The following is a 20,944-nucleotide window of genomic DNA, read 5'->3' as shown; positions in this document are numbered from 1 at the left end:
TCGAGCCGCAGATAAACATCGCAATAACTCCTATGACTACTATTAAGGCTGAGACGATGGCTGCAGTTAGACCAAAACTCATGCGTCTTACAGTCTTTCGATTTGATCGAAATCCACTTCAACTGGTGTTTCGCGACCAAACATGTTTACCATAACTTTCGCTTTTGCCTTGTCATTGTCGATTTCTTCTACTTTACCAGAGAACTCAGCAAACGGCCCTTCTTTGACCATCACTGTCTCACCAAGCTCGAAATCCGCTTCTTGACGGCGTTCATTCATGCCCATGCTCTTCAGAATGCGATCCGCTTCTTCTGGTAGTAACGCAGTAGGTTTCGAACCTGCACCTGCTGAGCCAACGAAGCCCGTTACGCCAGGTGTATTACGGACGACATACCACGAATCATCGGTCATAATAATCTCAACAAGTACATAACCTGGGAACACTTTACGCTTCAACGTCTTTGTTTTACCATTTTTCACTTCTGTTTCTTCTTCTTCGGGAACCATGACACGGAAAATTTTATCCGACATACCCATTGATTCCACACGTTTTTCAAGGTTTGCTTTGACTTTATTTTCATAGCCAGAATAGGTGTGTACAACATACCAACTTTTTTCCATTAGTCTCATTTGACCGCCACCAAATTGGGGTCATCCTCCTTTTGATATTTAATTTCAGGTTCAAAAACAACCCAAAATAAAAAACCCGAAAAGCGTCCCGGGTTCTATCTCAATAATTGTATTATAACATTCTTTGTAAAAAAAGCCTAGTATTATAGCATAAACTGAATAAGCATCTCGATTAAAAAGTCCACAACCATAAAGAACACAGCCATACAAGCTACGGCAATGATTACAGTAATCGTATAAGTTCTTAGCTCTTTCCCAGTCGGCCAAGTAACCTTGCCCATTTCAGACTTCACATTACGGAAAAATTTTGAAACTGCTGACATGTTATACCCCTCCAAATCCACTATTTTGTTTCACGATGAAGTGTATGCTTATTACAGTGTCTGCAAAATTTCTTCACTTCTAACCGTTCTGTTCGCGCTGTACCGCCGACACCGATGGAATAGTTTCGTGATCCACACTCTGAACAGGCAAGTGATGTTTTCTTCTTCATAATCACAATCAACTCCGCTTATTTCTATGCTTTTAGCGTCGAAATCTCCATTCAACACTTTACATCTATAATAATATACCATTAGATGGTCTTTTGAGTCAAGATAGAAATGCGGAGCGTGCCCGTTAGCTTTGACAGAATTTGTTAGGGTAAGGAATCTCAGAACGCTTCCTAAGACCCACAACAAATTCCGAAAAGCTGGCGCGCGGAACTAGACAACTAGAAATGCAGCACCCCTAAATAATTCATTAGAGCGATTCATCGACTTGTTTCATCATCTTTTTCTTTACCCGCTGAATCGCATTATCAATCGCTTTTTCTTTTTTATTGAAATATGTCGCCATTTCTTGATAGCTTTTTCCTTCTAAATATTGATATAGGACTTCGCGCTCAAAATCACTTGTCACTTCTTTTAATTTCTGCGCGATGCCTTCTAATTTCTCATTTTGAATAAGAAAATCTTCAGGGGTCATCGCTTCTTTTTCTGAAATCACATCGAGTAGCGTCCAGTCGATCTCATCGCCATCTTCTACTGGTGTATCTATCGAAACCGAACTATTCAGCGCATAATTCTTCTGACGCATTGAACGCTTGACAGCCGATAATATTTGCCGATTGATACAAATCTCCGCAAATGACCGAAACGATGCCTCTCTGTCTTCCTTGTAATCTCGAATCGCTTTGAACAATCCAATCATACCTTCTTGAATCAAATCATCGCGCTCCGCACCTTGTAAAAAATACTGTGTGGCTTTCCAATAAATGATAGACTGATATGCCTTGAAAAAATGCTCCATAGCCAATGTATCGCCTGATCTCGCGAGCTGCAACATTCTCATCTCTGCTTGTTTACTGTCATTTGTTTTCAATGGAACCTTCAGAAAGCCTCCTTTTATCGCGCTCCGTATTTTCTTTGTAAACCTCATTATACAAGGGTTTTCCAGCACTCGTCAATGACTATTTTCGTCCTCTTCGTAACTTTTCCAAAGCCTGAATTGTTTCAAAATCGATATTTAAGCCCGTTTTAGGCTGATTTTCCTGTATTTTCTTTACTTTACGACTGATTTGATGCGCCATTTCCTTAATTTCAAAGACTAATTCACGTGCAGAGACCCGCAATGCTCCTTGACCAAAAATCGCCCACTGTTCCGTATAATCACTCGTTGCAACCATGACTTGCGTTTTAACATTTTTATATTCGATTGCTTTTTGTTCAATGTATTCATCTGCCGTCTCATCTTCTTTTGTAAATACAATTTCAACTTTATTTTTCTTATATTTCCGCTCTCTAGCACGAACGTATTGAGCGTCAAACACAACAATCACTCGGTAGCCAGTGTAACTCTGGTATTCCGCCATCCACTCCACTAGTTGATTGCGTGCCGACTCTAAATCTCCGGCTTTCAAGCGCGCTAATTCAGGCCATGCTCCAATAACATTATAGCCATCCACCAGCATAACGCGATTCATCTTTATTCACCGAGCGGTAGACGCTTACGATATATCTCATACATCAAAATACTCGCAGCAACCGAGGCATTCAATGAGGTCACCGCACCACGCATCGGTAAATGTACAAGGAAATCACATTTTTCTCGAACAAGGCGACTCATTCCAAAGCCCTCGCTACCAATCACAAGCGCCAGTGGCATATTCGCATCCATCGTCCGGTAATCACTGCTCCCACTTGCATCCGTACCAAAAATCCACAAGCCTCGCTTCTGCAAATCTTCCATTGTACGGCTAATATTCGTCACACGCACCACTGGAATATGCTCAATTGCTCCCGTTGAAGCCTTGGCAACCGTTTGAGTCAAGCCAACTGATCGGCGCTTCGGAATAATAATCCCGTGCGCACCAACAGCATCCGCCGTCCGCATAATCGATCCCAAGTTATGCGGATCCTCCAACTCATCCAAAATCATGAAAAACGGCATTTCTCCTCGTTCTTCCGCCTTTGCAAAAAGATCGTCTAATTCTGCATACTGATAAGCCGCCACTTGTGCCACCACACCTTGATGCGAACCGTCCACTAATTTATCGATTTTCGATTTTGGCACGATTTGTACTTGAATTTTGCGCTCCTTTGCCGCGCCAATAATCTGTTGCATGCTTCCCTTTTGCGAGCCTTCCGCAATGAGAATTTTATGGATATCACGCTCTGATTTTAAAACTTCACTTACCGGATTCCGCCCAGCAATCCACTCTTGACCTTGCTCCATTTTGCCATTGCCTCCTTATTTCGCCTTTATAATTTCCGTTGCCAAATCTAACCACTCGTCTAAGCGCTCCGATTCGCCACCTAAATATAAATACCCAATCACCGCTTCAAAAGCCGATGACAAATTGTACGTCTGCAAATCCGTGTTTTTCGGCACACTATTCGACTTCGCATTACGCCCACGTTTTGCAATTCGATCTTCTTCCTCCGTCAAAAATCCAGCAGCATACATCGTCTGTAAAATATAAGCCTGAGCCTTCGCCGAAACGTATTGCGTCGCCGTTTTATGCAAATGATTTGGTTTTGTTTTTCCTTCCGCTAACAATAATTCACGAATATGACGTTCATATATCGAGTCACCCATATAAGCCAGCGCCAAACCATTTAATTGTTTATAATCCTTCACAATCGCCATTCATTAACCCCTTTTCCAGCGCGTACCTTGAGCCGTATCTTCCAAAATAATCTGCTTTTCTTTCAACATATCACGAATCTCATCCGATCTCGCGAAATCACGCTCATTCCGCGCCTGAATCCTCTCTTCAATTAAATCCTCAATCTCCGCATCACTCAAATCATGTTCCCCGGCATCCACGTCCAGCTTAAATCCAAGCACATCCGCAAACAATGTCATCATCCCTAAAAATTCACGCAAAACCGTAATCGAAATCCGCTCATTCGTCAAATAAATATTGGCCCGTTTCGCCAATTCGAAAAAGACCGAAATCGCATTTGCCGTATTAAAATCATCATCCATCTCATCTTCAAATTGATGCATCAACTCCGTCAACTGCTCCAACCAGTCATCCTCTTCTGGTGTCCCAGAATAATCCTCATCCGCCACCTGAATCCGATGGTCCACATTCTGATACGCCGTCCGCAAACGATCCAATCCGTTTTCCGCATCTGCAAGCAATGCCTCACTGTAAGAAATTGGTCGCCGATAATGCACAGACAGCATGAAAAATCGCACCACATTTGCATTATGCTTTTCCAAAACCTCATGCAACGTAATAAAATTCCCCAGCGACTTCGACATTTTTTCTCCATCAATGTTCATGTAACCATTATGCATCCAGTATTTTGCGAACTGTTTCCCCGTCAACGCCTCCGACTGCGCAATCTCATCCTCATGATGTGGGAAAATCAAATCTTGTCCACCTGCATGAATATCAATCGTGTCCCCGAGATATTTCCGAGCCATCGCCGAGCATTCAATATGCCATCCTGGACGCCCATCACCCCAAGGACTTTCCCATGAAATCTCACCAGGTTTTGCTGCCTTCCACAACGTAAAATCAAGCTGATCCTCCTTACGATCATTAGCCTCCACACGAGCACCGTGCTGTAACTCATCTAATGGTTGCTGCGACAATTTGCCATATTCCTTAAATTGCTTCGTCCGAAAATACACATCACCCGCCGATTCATATGCATATCCCTTCTCAATCAACGCATTAATAAAAGCAATAATATCATCCATATCCTGTGTCACACGCGGATGTACATTCGCATCGCGCACATTCAGCTGATGTACATCCTCAAAGTAAGCTCCAATAAAACGCTCCGCAACCTCAGGCACTGTAAGTTCCAACTCATGCGCTGCGCGAATTAATTTATCATCCACATCCGTAAAATTTGACACAAAATTCACATCAAAACCGCGATACGTCAAATAACGGCGCACTGTATCAAACACAATAATCGGTCGCGCATTCCCAATATGAATATAATTATAAACAGTCGGCCCACAAACATACATCTTGACCTTACCATCCTCCAGTGGCACAAACGCCTCCTTCTCACGAGACAATGTATTAAAAATTTGCAAAGTCATTGTTCATCTTCTCCTTTTTGCGTATTATTTTTCAATTCCTCAAACGCCACTTCTATTTCAGAAAGCCTGCGCTTCAATTCCGCGACTTGCGGCTCCGTATGTTGCGTCACGCGTCCATTTAGCCTCACCACTTTAGCCGGAACCCCAACAACCGTCGCACCAAGCGGTACATCCTTGATAACCACCGCACCAGCTCCCACTTTAGCATTCTCACATATCGTGATTGGCCCAAGAATTTTAGCCCCCGCCGAAATTAACACTCCATTTTTCACCGTAGGGTGGCGTTTCCCCTGATGTTTTCCCGTACCACCCAGCGTCACGCCATGGAAAAGTATCACATCATCACCAATCTCCGCCGTTTCACCGATTACAATCCCAGCCCCATGATCGATAAATAACCGCCTTCCAATTGTTGCTCCTGGGTGAATCTCCACATTTGTCAAAAAGCGTGCAACCTGCGACAACCACTTTGAAAACACTACCATTCCGCGTCTATAAAAAAAGTTCGCAAACCTATGCCACCAAATCGCGTGCAACCCCGGATAATTCAAAAAAGCATCCACATACCCGCGCGCCGCCGGATCATTTTCCAGCACCGATTTCATATCCTCTTTCATGCGACTAGCCATCGTAATCCCTCCTTATCTACCCCGAATTAAAACGCAAAAAAGACCCCTAGATACAGAGGCATCCGCGGTCCCACTCTGATTCAAGTTTAGCGGTCCATTCTTAGTGATCGGCGGCAAGCGTTCGCATTTCACCGAACTTGTGAACTTCCAGTGCTCACATACCAAAGTATGCTCCGCTTCCGGCTTCCACAAATTCGGTGAACTACAAACGCTTTCGCTCGATTTGCGTAAAACACCGTTCAGTGCTCCCTTCCTTTTAAAGAAGTTTCGCGCACCATCCATGTCCCACACTAAGAATTTATACCCTAAACCTATCTCAATTGAATAACGGTCAGTCACCGCTTTGCGATACTCCAATTTTCCCGCAAAGATTCCGAGATGCATTTCAGAATACGCGCGCTAAGCCACTTCCAGCCATCGTAGCTCTCTCTATTAAGCCGCCATATTTCCTACTTCTTCTCATCAACATTTTAACTTATTAAAAATCATTGTACCATAGAAGCATACACACCGTCACCAAAAATTACTTTTAAAAACGAGTATCACTGTGCCAAGTCCACTAACGTATCTCCAGCAATCCGATAAACCGTCCAATCCTCCATCGGCTCCGCACCCATCGTCAAATAAAAATTAATACTCGGCTGATTCCAGTCCAAGCACCACCATTCTAATCTGCCACAGCCACGCTCCACTGCAATCTTCGCCAGCTGCTTCAAAAATGCTTTCCCAAAACCCTTCCCACGCGCAGTCGGGCGAACATACAAGTCTTCCAAATAAATCCCTGCTCTCCCAAGAAACGTCGAAAAATTATGGAAAAAAAGCGCAAATCCAACCGTTTCCCCATCATATTCTCCGATAATCACTTCCGCCTTCTCCTTAACAAAAAGCCATTCCATGAGCATTTCCTCAGTCGCTACAACCTGGTCCAACATCTTCTCATAATCTGCTAACTCTCGAATAAACTCCAAAATAAGCGGCACGTCCTGCTCCACCGCATATCTAAATTCTAATGATTTCTCTGTCATTTGCCATACCCCCAAAGCTGATTTCCTAACAATCTGATTATACACTATTTTCAGCAAATCCTAAAAAAAGACCTATCCATAAAAATAGATAAGTCTCCTTCAAAAATATTATTTCGCTTCATTCAAACGATTTTCCAAGCGATTTACCACTTTTTCACGTCCTAAAACCTCAATTGACTGTGGTAACTCCGGTCCGTGCATTTCGCCTGTAACTGCGATTCGAATTGGCATGAATAAACCTTTCCCTTTCGCGCCAGTCGCTTTTTGCACACGTTTAATCGCTGCCTTCACTTCATCTGCAACAAACGGCTCAATCGTTGCCATCTCATCTTTAAAAGCAGCCAAAACATCAGGAACCTGCTCTCCCGAAAGAACTTCCTTCTCTTCTAAGTCAAACGTCACGTCATCCGTAAAGAACATCGCCGAAAGCTCCACAATCTCGGCACCATAACTCATTTGTTCATGGTAAAGCGATACAAGTTTACGAACCCAAGCCAACTCATCCGCATCAGCAGTCGCCGAAACAACCCCCGCCTTCACCAAATGTGGCAAACTCAAATTCACAACTTGATCCAGATCCAATTTCTTCACATATTGATTGTTAACCCACGTCAATTTATGCGTATCAAACAATGCCGGTGATTTTGACAGTCGCTTCGGATCGAAAATTTTGATAAACTCGTCTTTCGTGAAAATCTCCTCTTCGCCCTCAGGAGACCAACCAAGCATCGCCACAAAGTTAAACAACGCGTCCGGTAAATAACCCAAATCTTTATACTGCTCGATAAACTGAATAATCGACTCATCACGCTTACTCAATTTACGCTTACTTTCGTTCACAATCAACGTCATATGACCAAAAACAGGCGGTTCCCAGCCAAATGCTTCATAAATCATCAACTGCTTCGGTGTATTCGAAATATGATCATCGCCACGTAAGACATGCGTCATATCCATTAAATAATCATCAATTGCCACAGCAAAATTATACGTCGGAATACCGTCTTTTTTCACGATAACAAAATCACCAATACCGTCCGATTCAAACGACACATCACCTTTTACCATGTCATTGAACGTATACGTCTTGCCCGGCTGTACCGCATAACGAATACTTGGCTCTAAGCCTTGCGCTTCTTTTTCCGCACGTTGTTCCGCTGTCAAATGGCGACATTTCCCACTATAACGTGGCATCATGCTGTTCGCTTTTTGTTCCTCACGTTCTGCTTCCAGCTCCTCAGCCGTACAATAGCACTTATACGCCTTACCTTCTTCTAAAATTTGCTCAATCAGCGGATTGTACAACTCTTGACGCTCACTTTGACGATAAGGTCCGTACTCACCACCCTTATCCACGCCCTCATCCCAATCCATACCAAGCCACGCCAAGTTCTCCAACTGACTCGACTCACCATTCTCGATGTTTCTTTTCAAATCCGTATCCTCAATACGAATCACAAAATCCCCACCATTATGTCTTGCAAACAAATAATTAAATAATGCCGTACGCGCATTGCCAATATGCAAATGCCCAGTTGGACTCGGCGCATAACGAACACGAACTTTTTTAGTTTCACCCATATTTTCCACTCCTTTATTTTTCTAAAAGTACAACAGCAAGGCTTGCAATTCCCTCGCCACGACCTGTAAATCCTAATTTTTCAGATGTCGTTGCCTTCACATTTACTTGTTCTGGCGTTGCATGCAAAAGCTCAGCAATCCGAACTTTCATCGCGTCCACATAAGGTGCCATCTTCGGTTTCTCCGCTATAATCGTACAATCAATATTGCCCAACTTATAACCATCCGCCTCGATTTCCGTCCAAACCTTCGTCAGCAACTCCGCCGAATCGGCATCCTTATAAGTCATATCCGTATCAGGAAAAAAATGACCAATATCACGCTTGCCAACCGCTCCAATCACCGCATCAGTCACCGTATGCAGTAGCACATCCGCATCACTATGTCCAAGTAAACCTAACTCATACGGAATCTCAATCCCACCAATAATCAACTTTCTTCCTGCAACTAACTGGTGCACGTCATATCCTTGCCCCACTCGAATCATACCCGATTCCTCCATTTCTCCTGCAAAATCGCTTCCGCAAAAGCAATATCCTCTGGCGTTGTCACCTTTATATTATTGTAACTGCCCTCAACCATATGAACCGTCATGCCAAGCCGCTCCACTAAACTCGCCTCATCCGTTCCTAAAAATTCTGCAGCTGCTGCAATTTCATGCGCTTGCTTCAAAATCTCCGTTCGGAAAGCCTGTGGCGTCTGCACTTGCCATAACACCGAGCGATCAATCGTCTCTTCTACCATGCCATCATGCACTCGCTTCATCGTATCCTTCACCGGCATCCCACAAATTGTTGCGCCATGCGTAGCAACTCCCGATAACAACCGATCAATCATTGCCTGATCTACAAAAGGTCGCGCCCCGTCATGCACTAACACAACATCCGCGATTTGACCACATTCTGCTAGCCCCTTTGCCACACTATACTGTCGCTCCGAACCTCCCATCACAATCAAAATTTCCTTTTGCACATGAAGCGCATCAACCATCGCTCGCACATACTCCAACTCATCTTCCTTGACCACAACCACAATCCGACAACAAGCATCATCTTCTAAAAACGTCCGAATCGTATGCAAAAATAAAACATTACCCGAAAGCTCCAGCCACATTTTATTCCGTCCTAATTCCATCCGTTTTCCCTGACCCGCGGCCAAAAGAATCAATTCATATTTCATCAAGAATTACTCCTATAAGTACAAATTAAGCCGGTTTCGCAAAAATCATCCGACCAGCAGAAGTTTGTAAAACGCTCGTTACCTCTACCTGAATCGTCTCATTAATAAACTTGCGACCATCCTCAACAACAATCATCGTCCCATCGTCTAGATACGCCACACCTTGATTGTGCTCCTTACCATCCTTCACAACAAGGACTGTCATCTTCTCACCTGGCAACACAACAGGTTTTACCGCATTTGCCAAGTCATTAATATTCAAAACCGCGACATTTTGAAACTCACAAACCTTGTTCAAGTTATAATCATTCGTCACAACTTTCCCCTGCATCACTTTTGCCAGTTTCACAAGTTTACTATCTACTTCTGAAATTTCCTCAAAATCTCCCTCGTACATCTCGACCTTAATTGACTCCTCTTTTTGCAGTCGGTTCAAAATATCCAAACCACGCCGACCACGTGTTCGCTTAAGCGTGTCCGACGAATCTGCAATATGTTGCAACTCTGCCAATACAAATAAAGGAATCACAATCGTACCATCAAGGAATCCCGTCGCCAAAATATCCGCAATCCGGCCATCAATAATAACACTCGTATCCAGAATCTTGTACTCACGTGCCGCTGTAGCCTCCTCCTTCACTTCCTCAGGAGTCTTCTTTTTAACGCCACGGTTCGCAAATAAATTACCCCATTCTGCGCGTCTACTAATCCCAACCCGGAAGCCTAAATAACCAAGCACCAAAGTCAGAATAATCGGCACAACTGAATTCAAAATTGGAATTTTCGTCTGCGTTAATGCATTTCCTGCAAAAAAAGCAAGCACTAAGCCAATCATAAGCCCCAGACCGCCATAAATAATCACTGTGTTAGAAGTGCTCGTAAGCCCATTTTCCAACCAGTTCAGAGCAGCTACAACATACTTCACCGCCCAAAAAGTAATAAGATAAAATATAAGTGCACCAACCAAAGCGTCTGTATAGGGATTATTAATGACAAAAATATGATCAACGCCAAAAGCTTCCCAAAGCCCCGGCAAATTAATCACGCCAATCGTACCACCAAGAATCATAAAACAAATTCTAATTACCCATTTCAGCATTATTTCTCCTCCCTTCTCTACTTTTTAAATATGTCTACACTTCTTCATTCTACACTATAAAAAGCCTATATCGCAATTAAAACGAGACTGTTTCAACTAAATAACAGCCCCGCATATAGATTATTTCGGTAACGCCTTACTTAACGCATCACCAAGCGTCGTAACCCCAATAATACTAACATCTTTCGGAAGCTTCCACTCCCCTTGATTATTTGCTGGAATGAAAATTCGCTTAAAGCCCAGTTTTGCAGCCTCTTGTACACGCTGCTCAATCCTCGAAACCCTTCTAATTTCACCTGTCAAACCAATTTCGCCGATAAAACAATCCGTATTTTTTGTAGGCTTATCATTGTAGCTTGACGCGATACTCACTGCCACTGCCAAATCAATCGCAGGCTCATCCAGTTTCACACCACCAGCCGCCTTCAAATAAGCGTCCTGATTTTGCAATAATAGTCCAACTCGCTTCTCAAGCACCGCCATAATTAGTGATACCTTGTTGTGATCCATCCCGGTCGCCATCCGTTTCGCATTCCCAAACATCGTCGGCGAAATAAGCGCCTGGATTTCTACCAAAATCGGCCGCGTTCCCTCCATCGAAACAACAACCGTTGAACCCGAAGCACCGTCTAACCTTTCTTCCAAGAATACCTCAGACGGGTTCGCGACTTCCACCAGCCCAATATCGCGCATCTCAAAAATTCCAATTTCATTCGTCGATCCAAACCGATTCTTCACTGCCCGCAATATTCGGTAAGCATGATGTCGCTCCCCTTCAAAATAAAGTACCGTATCTACCATATGTTCCAGTAACCTCGGTCCAGCAATCGCGCCTTCCTTCGTCACATGCCCTACGATAAACACCGCAATATTTCCACCTTTGGCAATCCGCATCAACTCCGCTGTACATTCCCGAACTTGCGATACACTACCCGCTGCGCTCGTCACATCCGGATGATATATCGTCTGAATTGAATCAATAATCACGAAATCAGGCTTCACGTGCTGAATCGTCTGCTGAATCGCCTCCAAGTTCGTCTCCGCATATACATACAAATTGTCCCCCGTCACAGCCAATCGCTCTGCTCGTAGCTTCGTCTGTTTCACCGATTCCTCACCAGAAATATAAAGCACCCGTTTCCCAGTTGTCGTAAGCTGCGCTGAAACCTGCAACAGCAACGTTGATTTTCCGATTCCTGGATCCCCACCAACGAGCACCATCGAGCCTTGCACAACCCCGCCGCCAAGTACCCGGTTAAGCTCCGGCATCTGCGTCAAAAAACGTGGCTCATTATCACTCGTAATTTTCGTAATAGGCACAGCAGCAGATACTTCATCCGTATGCGTAAACGATGACCGCCCTTTTTTCGTTGGCTCAAGCATTTCTACCATCTGATTCCAAGCCCCACAATTCGGACATTTACCCATCCATTTCGGTGACTCATAACCACATTCCTGACACATAAATTTCACACTGCGCTTAGCTTTCGCCATTTTTAAATCACCTTCCAAATTTCATATCTGTCCCTATTCTACCACACTTTTCACACTAAAAATCACCCAACATCAAAATTCCATTTTCAAACCAGATTCTCACTTTTTCACGTAAAAAAAGAAGGCAATCACGCCCTCTCTTCTTACAGTAATTCAATATACCCTTCCGTTCCATGCACTCGAATCCGTTGCCCATCTGAAATCAGCTTCGTGGCCCCTTCAACGCCTACCACTGCTGGCAATCCGTACTCGCGAGCAATCACCGCACCGTGCGTCATGACACCACCAACTTCTGTAACCAAACCCTTGATTGATACAAAAAGCGGTGTCCAGCTCGGATCCGTAAAAGCCGTAACCAAAATATCCCCTGGTTCCAAATCGGCATCTTCCATTTTCAAGATAACTCGCGCACGTCCCTCGATTGTTCCAGCTGAAACCGGCAAACCAACCAGTGCGCCATCTGGAATCTCCTCTCGAACATAGCTCCCAGAAATAACTTCTCCATCCGAAGTGATAATACGCGGCGGCGTCAATTTCTTATCCAATTCGTATGCCTGTTTGCGCGCATCAATAACCCGATAATCCACTTCTCCGGTCTCAACCACATCGCGAAATTCCGTAAAATGAAGATAATGTACATCCCCACTTTCATGAATAATACCCAGTTCAACTAGCTTCCTAGCCTCGCGCATCAAAGCTTCCTTATAGATAAAATAGCGACTAATCATCGCATATTTCGGATATTCCCGGTACCCCATAAAATTTCGAATCAAGCGAATCACACGCTCCGCCTCCAGCGCTTTCGACTCACCGCCCGGCAACAACTTCAATCGTGCCAAAATTTCCTGCTCTTTTTCCAAAGCCTCATGTCGTCCTTGCTCAAATTTCATCGCACTGGCACCAGCATCAAAATTCTTAATATTGCTTAGTATCATCGGAATTAGAATCGCGGGGTTCTCCACCCAACGCGCCTTCGTAACATCAATCTCCCCTGCACAACGCATACCATATTTGGCAAGATAATCCCGAATCGCATGCGCAGACGCCTCACCCCCATCAAACCGGCTCAGCTCGGACAAAAAATCTTCCTCATTCGCATGCTCCAAATACGACACAATTTCAGGATACGGCCGAATCCTATCCGCTACATCCAGCAATGCCAACCCCATTTCCGATGTAATATTGTTCGGCACCGACTGAGACAGAACATCCGCGACATTCTTCTCCCCCAGCCAAACCTCTATCTTATTATTCAACCACGTAGACGCCTCCATAGCCGTCAAAAATACCGCACTACTCTGTGGATTCATCAAATACTTCTTCAAAACTTGAAAATCCTCCACAATAAAATCAAAAACATCCGTCCCAGACTTCCGCTCCATTTCAAGCTTCGACACCTCAAGTGAAGCCTGGCTATCACTTATCAATGCCACTGGAATCTCTGGATCATTTTCAATCCGCGCCCGAAAAATATCTGAGTTCTCCTCCGTCGGCGCAACGTTTAGCACTTTCTCATCATTTGGCACAGCCTTCACAAACTCCCGTGCAATAATCGTCTCAAAAGCGTCTTTCATCAAAGGATCCGACTGCCCCAAATTATTCACTAAGTTATCTCGCCCAGCCGAACTCGCCAACATCCCCGTAATATCAACAAACAGCCGACTACCAGCGACTCGCATCGGAGCCGGTGTTGTCATCAAATAAAAATCAGATCCTAACGGCTTCATCGCATCCGTCATCATTTGCTGATGCCCCACAGACACATACACCCGGTTCGCATCATCATCCGCCACTGGAATCGGATAAAGCGTTGTAATCGCCCGGCTTTGCACAATATAAAAAAGCCCCTCTGCTAAACACCACTCCACATCTTGAGGCCCACCAAAATATCCTTCAAGTAGCCTACCAATCCGCGCCAACTCTAAAATCTGCTCCGCCGTCAAAACCTGTTCTGTTTGCTGCGTCACATCGAGCTCCCGCGTCAATGTTCCCCCAGTTTGATCTCCATAAATCGCCAATTTTTTAGTAGCAACCATTGTATCCACAATTACGCCATCCCGAATCCTGTATGAATCCGCCGAAACAATCCCCGAAACGAGCGCCTCACCCAGTCCAAAACTCGCGTCAATCGACACCATTTTTCGGTTTGCCGTCACCGGGTCAGCCGTAAACAAAATCCCCGAAGCATCTGGAAAAACCATTTTTTGAATCACAACCGCTAAATAAACTTGGCGATGATCGAATCCATTTTGCATCCTGTAAATCACCGCACGATTAGTAAACAATGATGCCCAACACTTGCTAATATGTTGCAAAATCGACTCTACCCCAATGACATTCAAATACGTATCCTGCTGCCCAGCAAAAGACGCCTGTGGTAAATCCTCTGCGGTTGCACTAGAACGAACTGCATAAGCGTCCTCTTCACCAAATCGAGAAAGGTAACGCGCCACCTCACGCCCAATCTCAGAAGGCATTACTATCCCTTCAATAAGCTCCCGGATTTTACTACTAATTTCGGCAACTCGCTCTAAATCCTCGACACTCAAATCGGCAAGTTCGGCCAACAAAGCTTGATACGAATCGTTCTTTTCCACTGCCAATCGAAATCCTTCTGTCGTCACGCAAAAACCTGTTGGCACACGAACCCCTTGAATTTTTGACAATTTGCCAAGGTTTAGTCCTTTCCCGCCAACAAGTAGCAGTTCCCTATCCGTCATTTCCTGAAAATCTAGAACAAATGAGCTCATTCAACATCTCTCCCAACTATTCATATACTACCCCATTTTACCAGTTACAAAAAATAATAAAAGTCTATATTTTAGCAATTTTAAATGGTATAGTTAGAGTAGGGAGAGCTCCACATTATGCATTACGAGGATCTGGAATCAGTCCAACTAATGGATGTGGTACATACAATTCCTCCAAATAGCTCATCTCATCCGCGGTCAACTTAATATCAAGCGCAGCCACCGCACTCTCGAGATGGCTTTCTTTTTGTGCACCCACAATCGGAGAAACCACTTGATCCTTATTTAGCAACCAAGCAAGCGCAATCTTATCACGCGTCACGCCACGATTTGTCGCAACTTCCGCTATTCGCTCCACAATCCCGCGATCCGATTCCATCATTCCATCATATTTCGAGTGTTGCACATGATCCGTCTCTGAACGCAAACTAGTTTCCGACCAATCACGCGTTAAGCGACCAGAAGCAAGCGGACTGTACGGCATCAAAGCAATTTTTTCATCCCGGCAAAATGGCACCATCTCACGCTCTTCCTCCCGATAAATCATATTATAATGATTTTGCATCGAAATAAATTTCGTCCAACCATTGCGCTCTGCCACACGCTGAGCCTTCTGGAACTGCCACGCATACATCGCACTCGCTCCAATATAACGCGCTTTCCCAGACTTCACCACATCATGCAACGCCTCCATCGTCTCTTCAATGGGGGTCTCATAATCCCATCGATGAATAATATACAAATCTACATAGTCTGTTCCTAACCGTTCCAAACTATGGTTAATCTCACTTAAAATCGCCTTGCGCGAAAGCCCGCCACCATTCGGCTTACCGGGGCGCATAATCTGATGTACTTTCGTTGCCAAAACAATATCCTCCCTGTTCCCCCAATCTTTCAGCGCTTTCCCAAGAATTTTCTCACTCTCGCCCAACGAATAAATATTTGCCGTATCAAAAAAATTAATCCCTAATTCAAGCGCTCTCTTAATTACCGGCCGACTGTGCTCCTCATCCAAAACCCACTTATGCGTCCACTTCTCTGCATCACCAAATCCCATTGCTCCCAAACAAATCCGCGAAACATCCATGCCCGTGTTCCCAAATTTCATATATTCCATCTATTTATCCTCCTAACAATTATGCCTTCCACAGTAGTATAATCCTTGAAGTCCACTCCAACACAAGCGATAACAAAAAAGTGATGAAAATCCAATTTCAGATTCCCATCACTTTTTAAATCACTTATTCCGATTTCTTAGGCTTAGCCGTCTTTGTTTTCGGTTTCGCCTTTGCTTTTGTCTTCGTAGCAGTCGTTGTGGTTTTCTTCTTAGGAGCGACTTTCTTCTTCTCCTTCACCTGAACCGTCAACTCACCAGCTTTAGTCCCAATAACAACCGTATCGCCAACTTTGACCGTTCCACGCAATAGCTCCTCCGACAAACGATCCTCGATATTTTTCTGAATCGCCCGTTTCAGCGGACGAGCTCCATACTCTGGATCATAGCCATCTTTCGCAATTTTAGCCTTCGCACTCTCTGTCAAGCTAACATGAATATTGCGCTCACCCAGACGCTTCGTCAACTGCTCTGTAAGCAATGTCACGATTTGCTTCAATTCCTTATCATCCAATGAATGGAAAACAATCGATTCATCAATCCGGTTAATAAACTCAGGCCGAAACGCTTTTTTTAGTTCCTGCAACATCCGGTGTTGCATTGCCTTATGGTCCTTCGTCATATCAGAAACATTGAAGCCAACTGATTTATCATCCTTCAGCTCCTGTGCTCCAATATTTGACGTCATGATAATAACCGTATTTCGGAAATCAACAACCCGACCTTTAGAATCGGTCAAACGTCCATCATCTAGCACTTGCAACAACATATTAAATACATCAGGATGCGCTTTTTCAATCTCATCTAATAGGACAACAGAATAAGGTTTTTGGCGAATTTTTTCCGTTAATTGCCCACCTTCTTCATAACCGACATAACCTGGAGGAGCCCCAACAAGACGCGCCGTCGAGAATTTCTCCATATACTCTGACATATCAATGCGAATCATTGCTTCTTCATCGCCAAACATCGATTCAGCAACCGCTCGCGCCAATTCAGTTTTACCAACACCAGTAGGTCCTAAGAAGATAAACGACCCAATCGGACGCTTCGGATCTTTAAGCCCTGCCCGTGCACGTCTTACTGCCAATGAAACCGCCTTAACTGCCTCATCTTGACCAATCACACGTTTATGAAGCAACGACTCCATATTTAGCAATTTATCCGTTTCCGTCTCTCCTAGCTTCGTAACCGGAATACCAGTCCAGCTTGCAACAACCTCTGCAACAACCTCCTCCGTTACCTCACTATTATCCTGGCCTTGCTTCTCATGCCAATCCTTCTTCTTCTCCGTAAGTTCACGTCTTAACCGTTGTTCCTTATCGCGCAACGAAGCCGCTTTCTCAAACTCTTGACCTTGTACCGCAGCATCTTTCTCTTTTTTCAGTTCGGCCAAGTTGGATTCCATTTCCTTCACATTCGCAGGCGTCGTATAAGCCTTCAAACGAACCTTAGATCCTGCCTCATCAATCACATCGATTGCTTTATCTGGCAAAAAACGATCCGAAATATAACGATCCGACAGCCTCACAGCCGCATCAAGCGCGCCATCTGTAATTGCAACACGGTGATGCGCCTCATAACGATCTCGAAGCCCCCGCAAGATTTGAATAGATTCCTCCACAGTCGGTTCCTCTACACGAATCGGTTGAAAACGTCTTTCAAGCGCTGCATCCTTTTCAATATATTTCCGGTATTCATCAAGCGTTGTCGCACCAATACATTGCAACTCACCACGAGCAAGCGAAGGTTTCAAAATGTTCGATGCATCAATTGCACCTTCCGCGCCACCAGCACCAATCAACGTATGCAATTCATCGATAAACAAAATCACATTTCCAGCCTGGCGAATCTCGTCCATCACTTTTTTCAAGCGATCCTCAAATTCTCCACGATATTTCGTGCCCGCAACAACTGTCCCCATATCGAGCGTCATCACGCGTTTTCCCCGAAGCGTCTCCGGAACCTCATTATGCACAATCTGTTGCGCCAAACCTTCTGCAATTGCGGTTTTACCAACCCCAGGCTCTCCGATTAAGACAGGATTATTCTTTGTACGGCGACTAAGCACTTCAATCACACGCTGAATTTCCTTCGAACGGCCAATCACAGGATCCAAATTCTCTTCCCGAGCAATCACCGTCAAGTCCCGCGCTAAGCTATCCAATGTCGGTGTCGCCTGTGTATTAGTAGAACGGCCAGAAGCCGCCCCATCCCCGCCACCAAGCAATTGCAATACTTGTTGGCGCGCCTTGTTCAAGCTAACACCAAGATTTCCAAGCACACGAGCCGCAATTCCCTCACCTTCTCGAATCAGACCGAGCAAAATATGCTCCGTGCCGACATACGTATGACCAAGTTTACGCGCCTCATCCATCGACAACTCAATCACTTTTTTCGCACGTGGCGTATATTGAATCGTTTGCACGGCAGTCTCACCCTCACCGATCAAACTCTCTACTTCCTTTTGCACTTTGTCTGAACTAATTCCAAGCTCATATAACGCCTTCGCAGCGATACCCTCGCCCTCACGAACTAGCCCTAACAAAATATGTTCCGTTCCCAAATTACTATGTTTTAATCTCATAGCTTCTTCCTGTGACAAAGCCAATACTTTCTGCGCTCTCTGTGTAAATCTTCCAAACATCATGGTAGTTTCCTCCTCCAATTTTCGAAGCCTAGTATGTATCCAAAATATCCCGGATAGCTGCAGCCCGAATCACTTTTTCTTCCAATTCATTCATATCCCGCTGCGCAAACTTTCGTAAAAAAGCTGGTTGCGAAAATAATATCAGTTCATTGACCTTTTGACTAGGTATATGCTCAATATATCCCATCTGCACTCCTAATCGCAAGTCAGAAATAGCGTCCGCTGCTTCTTTCTGTGCCAATATCCGACTATGTTTCAACATCCCATATGCTCTGAAAATTCTGTCCTCCATCACAATATGGAACTTTTGTTTCAATTTGGTTCGGCAAACCCGTTCCTGCATAATAAGCTGCTCCATCACATCAGACAAATTTTGCACAATCTCAAGCTCCGTCTTCCCCAATGTCACTTGATTTGAAATCTGAAAAATATTGCTTGCAGGCCGACTTCCTTCCCCATACATTCCTCTTACCACAAAACCGTACCTTCTAATCGCTTCTATCGTTTTTTGTAACTGTTTTGTTGCAACTAATCCCGGCAAATGAACCATCACAGAAGCCCTAAGACCCGTTCCAACATTCGTCACACATGTCGTCAAATACCCTAACCGCTTATCAAAAGCATACGGCATTTTCCTCTCAAATGCATCATCCAACTTAAATGCCGCATCCAACACATGCTCCAACTGAAGCCCAGGCGCCATACACTGAATCCGAATATGATCCTCCTCATTAAACATCACACTCGCCTTTTCATCCTTACTAATCATCACCGCACCAAACTCATGCCGACGCATCAGCTCTGGACTAATCAAGTGCCGCTCCACAAGCATTCCGCGCTGTAACAACGACAAATCCCCCATCTCCAAAATTGGAAATTCACCGTCACCAAACACCTCACGAATGCGCTCCAACAGCTCCAAACCAGCGCCAGAAAAGTTCCATTCCTTAAAGTTTCGAGCCAACCTCACCCGCGAACTAATCACAACATCATTCTCCGGCCCATCCGACTTCAACCAAGAACTAAGCACCGGTTCAAACAAATGCTCATTCCCCACCCAAACCAGCTCCATCCTCTTTCAAAGCCTTAATCTGATCCCGAACCACCGCCGCCTCCTCGAAAGACTCCTCAGCAATCAGCAAAACAATCCGATCCTGCAAAACCTGCAACTGTTCCTCCACCGCCAAAACTTCCTTCTCAGCAAGCGGAACCTTCCCAACATGGGCCTTATTCCCATTTTGAGCCCGCTCTACCATCTGCATCACATTCTCTGCAAACTTATCATAACAATGCTCACAGCCTAGTTTAGACGAATCCATCACCGCCTGCAAAGACATCCCACAATACTCACACTCCAGCATCTCGACATCTTTTTCCGGCGTCTTCTGCAATAAACTCAAGAAGTCTACACTATTCTCAGCCACCTGCTCCTCCATATAAGCCATACTCTGCGCCTCCGCACACCCCTTACACAAAAATACCGAGAACGTCTGTCCATTAAACTCATGCCTAATTTCAATATTCGCCTCATTCTCCCCACAACTCTGACAAATCATAAAACGCCTCCTACTCGTATTTCAATGCCTCAAGCATCGCCTCAAGCATCCGACTTCGAACAATATCACGCTCAGGTAAAGGCAAAGCAATCACATTCCGATCCATCGCAGCCAGCATCAAACGCGCCTCTCTCTTAGAAACAACCTCTTCCTCCAACAATCTGAGCAAGACATCCTCCGCAAAGTTTTGCGACACCTTCTTCTCATGCACCATCACAATAATGGCGTCTAACAACTGCAATTTATCATTCATTTTAACCTTAATAATTCTAATATAGCCACCACCACCACGCTTACTCTCAACCAAATAGCCACGCTCCATCGTAAAGCGCGTATTAATCACATAATTAATCTGAGAAGGCACACACTGAAACTGATCCGCCATCTCACTTCGCTTAATCTCAACAGCCTCACTAGCCTCAAGAACCTGCTTCAAATAAGCCTCAATAATATCCGATATATTCTTCATAAGGATGCACTCCTTTCACCACACTGACTTTGACTATTTTTGACTTTAATTATACTAAAAAAAAGAGCCTAATTGCAAAGAATTAGCTCTCAAACAAAGAAAACACTAAACCTTATATCGTTTAGTGTTTTCAAAATATGTACATTGCCCGGCGACGACCTACTCTCACAGGGGGAAGCCCCCTACTACCATCGGCGCTGAAAAGCTTAACTTCCGT

21 protein-coding genes and 1 rRNA gene are annotated in these 20,944 nt (G+C 44.5%); all 22 read right to left on the bottom strand.

Annotation, left to right across the window (positions count from 1 at the left end):
• Positions 1-87: 87 nt before the first annotated feature.
• Entirely contained in the window at positions 88-621 is a 534-nt protein-coding gene (gene nusG / locus R8925_RS10970) for a transcription termination/antitermination protein NusG (protein WP_036060216.1), read from the bottom strand.
• A 152-nt stretch (positions 622-773) separates the two neighbouring features.
• The gene (gene secE / locus R8925_RS10965) at positions 774-953 is read right to left on the bottom strand and encodes a preprotein translocase subunit SecE (protein ID WP_036060214.1); all 180 of its coding nucleotides are present in this window, start codon (positions 951-953) and stop codon (positions 774-776) included.
• Positions 954-973: 20 nt separating this feature from the next.
• Positions 974-1,123: a 50S ribosomal protein L33 gene (gene rpmG, locus R8925_RS10960; protein ID WP_077912489.1), complete on the bottom strand. Its 150-nt coding sequence runs from the start codon at positions 1,121-1,123 to the stop codon at positions 974-976.
• 248 nt (positions 1,124-1,371) lie between these two features.
• The gene (locus R8925_RS10955) at positions 1,372-1,992 is read right to left on the bottom strand and encodes an RNA polymerase factor sigma-70 (RefSeq protein ID WP_430535902.1); all 621 of its coding nucleotides are present in this window, start codon (positions 1,990-1,992) and stop codon (positions 1,372-1,374) included.
• An 88-nt stretch (positions 1,993-2,080) separates the two neighbouring features.
• Entirely contained in the window at positions 2,081-2,593 is a 513-nt protein-coding gene (locus R8925_RS10950) for an NYN domain-containing protein (RefSeq protein ID WP_036071364.1), read from the bottom strand.
• Between the two features lie 2 nt (positions 2,594-2,595).
• A complete protein-coding gene (gene rlmB / locus R8925_RS10945; protein ID WP_430535901.1) occupies positions 2,596-3,345 on the bottom strand; it encodes a 23S rRNA (guanosine(2251)-2'-O)-methyltransferase RlmB in 750 nt (249 codons plus the stop codon).
• A 15-nt stretch (positions 3,346-3,360) separates the two neighbouring features.
• Positions 3,361-3,759, bottom strand: coding sequence for a Mini-ribonuclease 3 (locus R8925_RS10940; RefSeq protein WP_430535900.1), 399 nt, complete (start codon positions 3,757-3,759; stop codon positions 3,361-3,363).
• Between the two features lie 3 nt (positions 3,760-3,762).
• Complete coding sequence (cysS, locus tag R8925_RS10935; protein WP_430535899.1) at positions 3,763-5,181, bottom strand: cysteine--tRNA ligase; 1,419 nt, start codon at positions 5,179-5,181, stop codon at positions 3,763-3,765.
• On the bottom strand, positions 5,178-5,810 hold the full coding sequence (cysE, locus tag R8925_RS10930; protein WP_430539439.1) for a serine O-acetyltransferase: 633 nt from the start codon (positions 5,808-5,810) through the stop codon (positions 5,178-5,180). Before cysE ends, cysS begins: the two co-directional genes overlap by 4 nt.
• A 542-nt stretch (positions 5,811-6,352) precedes the next feature.
• Positions 6,353-6,835, bottom strand: coding sequence for a GNAT family N-acetyltransferase (locus R8925_RS10925; protein ID WP_430535898.1), 483 nt, complete (start codon positions 6,833-6,835; stop codon positions 6,353-6,355).
• 108 nt (positions 6,836-6,943) lie between these two features.
• Positions 6,944-8,416, bottom strand: a complete 1,473-nt coding sequence (gltX, locus tag R8925_RS10920; RefSeq protein WP_430535897.1) for a glutamate--tRNA ligase — start codon at positions 8,414-8,416, stop codon at positions 6,944-6,946.
• 13 nt (positions 8,417-8,429) lie between these two features.
• Positions 8,430-8,903, bottom strand: coding sequence for a 2-C-methyl-D-erythritol 2,4-cyclodiphosphate synthase (gene ispF / locus R8925_RS10915; protein WP_430535896.1), 474 nt, complete (start codon positions 8,901-8,903; stop codon positions 8,430-8,432).
• Entirely contained in the window at positions 8,900-9,595 is a 696-nt protein-coding gene (gene ispD, locus R8925_RS10910; RefSeq protein ID WP_430539438.1) for a 2-C-methyl-D-erythritol 4-phosphate cytidylyltransferase, read from the bottom strand. The genes ispF and ispD overlap by 4 nt, the downstream gene beginning before the upstream one ends.
• Before the next feature lie 25 nt (positions 9,596-9,620).
• Complete coding sequence (locus tag R8925_RS10905; RefSeq protein WP_430535895.1) at positions 9,621-10,694, bottom strand: PIN/TRAM domain-containing protein; 1,074 nt, start codon at positions 10,692-10,694, stop codon at positions 9,621-9,623.
• A gap of 120 nt (positions 10,695-10,814) precedes the next feature.
• Positions 10,815-12,188 (bottom strand): DNA repair protein RadA, encoded by a 1,374-nt coding sequence (gene radA, locus R8925_RS10900; RefSeq protein ID WP_430535894.1) that lies wholly within the window; start codon positions 12,186-12,188, stop codon positions 10,815-10,817.
• 143 nt (positions 12,189-12,331) lie between these two features.
• A complete protein-coding gene (gene ppsA / locus R8925_RS10895) occupies positions 12,332-14,938 on the bottom strand; it encodes a phosphoenolpyruvate synthase (RefSeq protein ID WP_430535893.1) in 2,607 nt (868 codons plus the stop codon).
• Positions 14,939-15,053: 115 nt separating this feature from the next.
• Positions 15,054-16,055, bottom strand: coding sequence for an aldo/keto reductase (locus R8925_RS10890; protein ID WP_430535892.1), 1,002 nt, complete (start codon positions 16,053-16,055; stop codon positions 15,054-15,056).
• A gap of 124 nt (positions 16,056-16,179) precedes the next feature.
• The gene (locus tag R8925_RS10885; protein ID WP_430535891.1) at positions 16,180-18,702 is read right to left on the bottom strand and encodes an ATP-dependent Clp protease ATP-binding subunit; all 2,523 of its coding nucleotides are present in this window, start codon (positions 18,700-18,702) and stop codon (positions 16,180-16,182) included.
• A gap of 28 nt (positions 18,703-18,730) precedes the next feature.
• Positions 18,731-19,759, bottom strand: coding sequence for a protein arginine kinase (locus tag R8925_RS10880; protein ID WP_430535890.1), 1,029 nt, complete (start codon positions 19,757-19,759; stop codon positions 18,731-18,733).
• A complete protein-coding gene (locus R8925_RS10875; RefSeq protein ID WP_430535889.1) occupies positions 19,749-20,258 on the bottom strand; it encodes a UvrB/UvrC motif-containing protein in 510 nt (169 codons plus the stop codon). Before R8925_RS10875 ends, R8925_RS10880 begins: the two co-directional genes overlap by 11 nt.
• A gap of 10 nt (positions 20,259-20,268) precedes the next feature.
• Positions 20,269-20,727, bottom strand: a complete 459-nt coding sequence (locus R8925_RS10870) for a CtsR family transcriptional regulator (RefSeq protein WP_430535888.1) — start codon at positions 20,725-20,727, stop codon at positions 20,269-20,271.
• A 146-nt stretch (positions 20,728-20,873) separates the two neighbouring features.
• Positions 20,874-20,944 (bottom strand): 5S ribosomal RNA (gene rrf, locus R8925_RS10865); the annotation flags it as partial.

It is taken from the genome of Listeria rocourtiae subsp. hofi (assembly GCF_963575615.1).
Lineage (GTDB): Bacteria > Bacillota > Bacilli > Lactobacillales > Listeriaceae > Listeria_A > Listeria_A hofi.
The sequence above is the reverse complement of the archived record's forward strand: the minus strand, read 5'-3'. Positions and strand labels throughout refer to the sequence as shown.

Excerpts from the sequence above, each read along its gene's own strand:
- nusG (WP_036060216.1), bottom strand. The coding sequence starts at position 621 with ATGGAAAAAAGTTGGTATGTTGTACACACCTATTCTGGCTATGAAAAT.
- secE (WP_036060214.1), bottom strand. The coding sequence starts at position 953 with ATGTCAGCAGTTTCAAAATTTTTCCGTAATGTGAAGTCTGAAATGGGC.
- rpmG (WP_077912489.1), bottom strand. The coding sequence starts at position 1,123 with ATGAAGAAGAAAACATCACTTGCCTGTTCAGAGTGTGGATCACGAAAC.
- R8925_RS10950 (WP_036071364.1), bottom strand. The coding sequence starts at position 2,593 with ATGAATCGCGTTATGCTGGTGGATGGCTATAATGTTATTGGAGCATGG.
- rlmB (WP_430535901.1), bottom strand. The coding sequence starts at position 3,345 with ATGGAGCAAGGTCAAGAGTGGATTGCTGGGCGGAATCCGGTAAGTGAA.
- R8925_RS10940 (WP_430535900.1), bottom strand. The coding sequence starts at position 3,759 with ATGGCGATTGTGAAGGATTATAAACAATTAAATGGTTTGGCGCTGGCT.
- cysS (WP_430535899.1), bottom strand. The coding sequence starts at position 5,181 with ATGACTTTGCAAATTTTTAATACATTGTCTCGTGAGAAGGAGGCGTTT.
- cysE (WP_430539439.1), bottom strand. The coding sequence starts at position 5,810 with ATGGCTAGTCGCATGAAAGAGGATATGAAATCGGTGCTGGAAAATGAT.
- R8925_RS10925 (WP_430535898.1), bottom strand. The coding sequence starts at position 6,835 with ATGACAGAGAAATCATTAGAATTTAGATATGCGGTGGAGCAGGACGTG.
- gltX (WP_430535897.1), bottom strand. The coding sequence starts at position 8,416 with ATGGGTGAAACTAAAAAAGTTCGTGTTCGTTATGCGCCGAGTCCAACT.
- ispF (WP_430535896.1), bottom strand. The coding sequence starts at position 8,903 with ATGATTCGAGTGGGGCAAGGATATGACGTGCACCAGTTAGTTGCAGGA.
- ispD (WP_430539438.1), bottom strand. The coding sequence starts at position 9,595 with ATGAAATATGAATTGATTCTTTTGGCCGCGGGTCAGGGAAAACGGATG.
- R8925_RS10905 (WP_430535895.1), bottom strand. The coding sequence starts at position 10,694 with ATGCTGAAATGGGTAATTAGAATTTGTTTTATGATTCTTGGTGGTACG.
- radA (WP_430535894.1), bottom strand. The coding sequence starts at position 12,188 with ATGGCGAAAGCTAAGCGCAGTGTGAAATTTATGTGTCAGGAATGTGGT.
- ppsA (WP_430535893.1), bottom strand. The coding sequence starts at position 14,938 with ATGAGCTCATTTGTTCTAGATTTTCAGGAAATGACGGATAGGGAACTG.
- R8925_RS10890 (WP_430535892.1), bottom strand. The coding sequence starts at position 16,055 with ATGGAATATATGAAATTTGGGAACACGGGCATGGATGTTTCGCGGATT.
- R8925_RS10885 (WP_430535891.1), bottom strand. The coding sequence starts at position 18,702 with ATGATGTTTGGAAGATTTACACAGAGAGCGCAGAAAGTATTGGCTTTG.
- R8925_RS10875 (WP_430535889.1), bottom strand. The coding sequence starts at position 20,258 with ATGATTTGTCAGAGTTGTGGGGAGAATGAGGCGAATATTGAAATTAGG.
- R8925_RS10870 (WP_430535888.1), bottom strand. The coding sequence starts at position 20,727 with ATGAAGAATATATCGGATATTATTGAGGCTTATTTGAAGCAGGTTCTT.